Annotated in this window: 5 protein-coding genes; 4 read left to right on the top strand and 1 reads right to left on the bottom strand. The window is 72.3% G+C overall.

Going from position 1 to position 4,981, the window contains the following annotated elements; genetic code table 11:
- Window positions 1–270: 270 nt before the first annotated feature.
- Window positions 271–1,056, bottom strand: a complete 786-nt coding sequence (locus BN12_RS18250) for an exodeoxyribonuclease III (RefSeq protein ID WP_048554718.1) — start codon at window positions 1,054–1,056, stop codon at window positions 271–273.
- 480 nt (window positions 1,057–1,536) lie between these two features.
- Here BN12_RS18250 and pyrE point away from each other — a divergent pair, with 480 nt between their 5' ends.
- The 4 genes from pyrE (at window position 1,537) to BN12_RS18230 (ending at window position 4,808) form a co-directional block, all read left to right on the top strand.
- Window positions 1,537–2,121: an orotate phosphoribosyltransferase gene (gene pyrE / locus BN12_RS18245; protein WP_048554714.1), complete on the top strand. Its 585-nt coding sequence runs from the start codon at window positions 1,537–1,539 to the stop codon at window positions 2,119–2,121.
- Window positions 2,122–2,237: 116 nt separating this feature from the next.
- Window positions 2,238–2,945: a LemA family protein gene (locus BN12_RS18240; protein WP_048554709.1), complete on the top strand. Its 708-nt coding sequence runs from the start codon at window positions 2,238–2,240 to the stop codon at window positions 2,943–2,945.
- 24 nt (window positions 2,946–2,969) lie between these two features.
- The gene (locus BN12_RS18235; RefSeq protein WP_048554707.1) at window positions 2,970–4,193 is read left to right on the top strand and encodes a toxic anion resistance protein; all 1,224 of its coding nucleotides are present in this window, start codon (window positions 2,970–2,972) and stop codon (window positions 4,191–4,193) included.
- Window positions 4,194–4,199: 6 nt separating this feature from the next.
- The gene (locus BN12_RS18230; protein WP_053080084.1) at window positions 4,200–4,808 is read left to right on the top strand and encodes a hypothetical protein; all 609 of its coding nucleotides are present in this window, start codon (window positions 4,200–4,202) and stop codon (window positions 4,806–4,808) included.
- Window positions 4,809–4,981: the final 173 nt, after the last annotated feature.

Below are 4,981 nucleotides of genomic sequence, written 5' to 3'. Positions count from 1 at the left end.
CCCCCCGCCCCCCGTCGCCGCCCCGCCCCCGGCCGGCGACCCGCGCCCCGAGCTCGCTTTATCGGGTGACCCCACAAGACTGAGCTTCACCCGACAAGGGAAGTCGGGTGAAGCTCAGCTTTATCGGGTGACCCGATAAAGCCGCAGGGGGGAGGGGCCACGACTTGCGGGGTGACCCGATAAAGCTGCAGGGGGAGGGGCCACGTCTTGCGGGGTGACCCGATAAAGCTGCAGGGGGACGGTAGACGTGGTTCGCGGACGAGAGGGCTGTCAGTCGGCGAGCTGGACGACGACGGGGGCGTGGTCGCTCGCGCCCTTGCCTTTGCGCTCCTCGCGGTCGATGACGGCCCCCTCGACGCGGGCGGCGAAGGGCGCGTTGCCGAGGACGAAGTCGATCCGCATCCCGCGGTTCTTGGGGAAGCGGAGCTGCTGGTAGTCCCAGTACGTGTAGGTCCCCGGTCCCGGAGTGTGCTCGCGGACGACATCGGCGAACCCGGCGTCGAGGACGGCCTGGAACGCGGCTCGTTCCGGCGGCGACACGTGGCTCTTGTCGAGGTAGTACTCCATCGACCACACGTCCTCGTCGCGCGGCGCGATGTTCCAGTCGCCCATGATCGCCGTCGGCGTCGGGTCGGCGGACCACAGGGCGGCCGCGTCACGGAGCCGGGCCAGCCACTGCAGCTTGTATGCCATGTGCGGGTCCTCGATGTTGCGCCCGTTGGGCACGTACACCGACCACACCCTCACGCCACCGCACCGGGCGCCGATCGCGCGGGCCTCGGGGACCGCGGCGTCGCCCCAGACCGGCACCCCGTCGAACCCTCTCTCGACGTCGTCGAGCCCGACGCGGGAGAGGATCGCGACGCCGTTCCAGTGGTTGAACCCGTGGTGGGCGACGGCATACCCTAGCGCCTCGAGCCGCGCGAAGGGGAACTGGTCGTCGCGCGCCTTCGTCTCCTGGATCGCGACGACGTCGACGTCGCTGCGGCGCAGCCAGTCCTCGAGCCGGTCGATCCGAGAGCGGATGGAGTTGACGTTCCACGTCGCGATACGCACGTCGACAACCCTAGGCTCGCCGACTCGCCATCCCCGGGCCGGTCCGGGCCGCGACGACTCCGCACGCGCGCTGGTGGGGAAGGCAGCGCGAGCTATGGCTCTAGCTCCCTTCCCCACAAGCGTCCCAGCCGCGGGCAGTCCCAGCCGCGGGCAGCACCAACCCGGGCGGCGCCATCCCGGGCCACGAAGCCCCCCGCACGTGCCGCCGCGGGACGCGAGGTGTGGCGTTGGGGCGGGTGGGGTGAGGTGAGGTGCGACCGACGGACCTCCAATGGCCCGGCGTCGGTCGGTTGGCCGTGCTCACGACACGCTCGCCAACGGGTCCGCCCGGTCCCTCTGGGTGTCCGTCGGTCGTCGGCGGCTCCACCGATGCCCGGCTCCACCGATGCCCGGCGCACCACTGATCCCCGTGCACCGTCGATCCCTGAGCACCGCCGGCCCCTGGGTCGCGGCGGGTCCCCACGGCATACCGTGGAGGCCGTGACCGACACGCCGACCACCACCCCGACGCCCGCCGACGTCTCGGCCGACCGGGCCCGACTCCTGTCCATCGTGAAGGCCAAGGCCATCGTCCACGGGCGGGTGACCCTCTCCTCCGGCCGCGAGGCCGACTTCTACGTCGACCTGCGCCGCATCACCCTCGACGGGGAGGCGGCGCCGCTCGTCGGCCGGGTCATGCTCGACCGCGTCAAGGACCTCGAGTTCGACGCGGTCGGCGGGCTCACCCTCGGCGCCGACCCCGTCGCGACGTCGATGCTCCATGCCCGGGCCGCGCAGGGGGGCCGGCTCGACGCGTTCGTCGTCCGCAAGGCAGGGAAGGCGCACGGCCTCCAGCAGCGCATCGAGGGACCGTCGATCGCCGGGCGCCGGGTCCTCGTCGTCGAGGACACGTCGACGACCGGCGCCTCACCCCTCGAGGCCGCCGCCGCGGCCCGCGAGGCCGGCGCCGAGGTCGTCGCCGTCGCGACGATCGCCGACCGGGCGACGGGTGCGGCGGAGCGGTTCGCCGAGGAGGGCCTGGACTACCGCTACGTCTTCGACGTCCACGAGCTCGGCCTCGCCTGACCTCGTCCCGTTCCCGGGACCGGCGGATGGGGGCGGGGGCGCCCGAGCAAGAGCCGCCAGCGGGTTCGATCCACCGCCTAGGATCGAGGGAGCATCGCAGGCCCGGAGGGAATCCCATGATCGCCCTGATCATCGTCATCGTCGTCCTTGTCGTGCTCGCGCTCGCGGTCGTCGGGATGTACAACGGCCTCGTCCGGCTCCGTAACAAGGTCGACGAGGCGTGGAACCAGATCGACGTCGAGCTGCAGCGCCGGCACGACCTCATCGGCAACCTCGTCGAGACGGTCAAGGGGTATGCCGCGCACGAGCGGGGAACCCTCGAGGAGGTCGTCCGGGCCCGAGGCGCCGCGATGGCCGGGGGACAGTCACCGGCCCAGCAGGCCGAGACCGAGGGCCTGCTGACCCAGGCGCTCGGGCGGCTCATCGCCGTCGCCGAGGCATACCCCGACCTCAAGGCGAACCAGAACTTCCTCGCCCTCCAGAACGAGCTGTCGAGCACCGAGGACCGCATCGCCTCCGCGCGGCGCTACTACAACGCCAACGTCCGCGAGCTCAACACGAAGGTCGACACCGTGCCGAGCAACATCGTCGCCGGCATCGCCCACGTCAGCAAGCGCGAGTACTTCGAGGCCCGGGGCGAGAGCCGCGACCCCGTGCGGGTCGACTTCGGCTCCTCGGGCCCGGCCGTCCCGCCCCCGCAGTCCTACACCGGTACCGAGCTGCCCCGCGCCCAGGCCGCGGAGCCTGCGCCTCAGGTCGAGGGAGCCGACGGCACCGACCCGGCCGCCCCCGACCCCGGCCCGACGACCCCCCAGGGATCCTGACACGACCTCCCGAAGGAGCACCCCATGTCCGCCACCGACGACGGCGCCGCCGTCGCCCCGCTCCAGCCACCGGAGCCCACGCTCACCCTGACCGCCCCGGAGGCGCCGCCGGCGGTCCAGGCCACCCAGGCCCCTCGGATGGCGCCGGCCGTCCCGACGGATGCCGTGCCCGGGCTCGACGCGAAGGTCGACTCGTTCATGACGGCCATCTCGCAGGCACCGCTGCGGAGCCCCGAGTTCGCCCGGCAGGCCGACAACGTCCGGACGATGGGCGACGCCGACATCCGCCGCGCGGCCGAGACGTCCAACCGGCTCCTCGACCGACCGGTCCAGGCGCTCAAGGACGGCGGTCTCTCCGAGGGCAGCCAGGTCGGCAAGACCCTCCTCGACCTGCGGCGCACCGTCGAGGACCTCGACCCGAGCCGCCTCGGCGGGACCCGCAAGATCCTCGGCATGATCCCGTTCGGGGACAAGGTCGTCGACTACTTCCGGCGGTACCAGTCCGCGCAGGGCCAGCTCAACGGCATACTCCACAGCCTGCGCAACGGGCAGGACGAGCTGACCAAGGACAACGTCGCCCTCAACCTGGAGAAGACCAACCTCTGGGCGACGATGGGCCGGCTCAACCAGTACGTCTACATCGCCGAGCGGCTCGACACGAAGCTGTCGGCACGCATCGCCGAGCTGGAGATCTCCGACCCCGACGCGGCCTCCGCGCTCTCCCAGGACGTCCTGTTCTACGTCCGGCAGAAGCACCAGGACCTCCTGACGCAGCTGGCCGTCTCGATCCAGAGCTACCTCGCGATCGACATCATCATCAAGAACAACGTCGAGCTCATCAAGGGCGTCGACCGGGCCTCGACGACGACGGTCTCCGCGCTGCGGACCGCCGTCATCGTCGCCCAGGCCCTCGGCAACCAGCGGCTCGTCCTCGACCAGATCAGCGCCCTCAACACGACGACCTCGAGCATGATCGAGCGGACCTCGGCGATGCTCCGCGACAACTCGGCGGCGATCCAGGAGCAGGCGGCGTCCTCGACGCTCGGACTCCCGGAGCTGCAGGCCGCGTTCCAGAACATCTACGCGACGATGGACTCCATCGACCAGTTCCGGATGAAGGCGCTCGACACGATGGCGCAGACGATCGGCGTCCTGGAGACGGAGGTCGACAAGTCCAAGGAGTACCTCGCCCGTGTCCAGGCCCAGGACGCGCGGGGCACCCAGCAGCTCGACCTCGACGGCGTCTGACGCGTCGTGGGCCTGTGGGACTGGCTGCGTGGCGAGCAGGACCCGCCGCCCGCCGACGTGCCCGCGGCGCCGACCGAGGCCGACGTCGTCGCCTCCCTCGACGGCGTCGCGACGTCGCTGCGCGAGGCCCACGCCTCGCCCCTGGTCACCTCCCGCGTCGCCCGCATCGACCGGCTCGTCCGGGCCTGCCTGCCCCGCCTCGCCTCCCTCGGACTCGGCTCCGCCGATGCGTATGCCGTCGTCGCGACGGCGACGAGCTACCTCCCCGAGGCGGTGGCCGGGTACCTGCGCCTGCCGCGCGACTGGGCCGACACGCGGCCGATCGACGAGGGGCGCACCGCCCTCATGGTGCTCGTCGACCAGCTCGAGCTGCTCGGGGCGACGATGACCAAGGTCCTCGACGCCGTCAACCGGTCCGACGCCCAGGCGCTCATCGCCCACGGTCGCTTCCTCGAGGCCCGGTTCCACGGCGCCGACGGCGGGGGGCTGGGGCTCGACCCGTCGGGAACTCCCGAGGGCCCTCCGTCGTCAGACACCGCACGACGAGCCGCGCCCGGCCCGAAGCCCTCGGGTCCGTCGGGTGCCTCGGCGAACAGCCTGGACCTGGAGCCGTGACCGGATGACGACGAACCCGCCGACCCTCGCCGAGGCGACGGCCGCTCTTCTCGAGGTCGCGCGGGCCGCCGGCGTCCCCGAGGACGTCGCGCGCGGCGAGGCCGAGGCCCTCGCCGCGACCGTCTCCCAGGCGGCGCCCGGGGCGTGGGGGGCGTGGACCGCCGCGACCGGTG

The sequence above is a fragment of the Nostocoides japonicum T1-X7 genome (assembly GCF_001046855.1).
Lineage (GTDB): Bacteria > Actinomycetota > Actinomycetes > Actinomycetales > Dermatophilaceae > Nostocoides > Nostocoides japonicum.
Note: the sequence above shows the minus strand (reverse complement) of the source record. Positions and strands in the feature narration are given on the sequence as shown.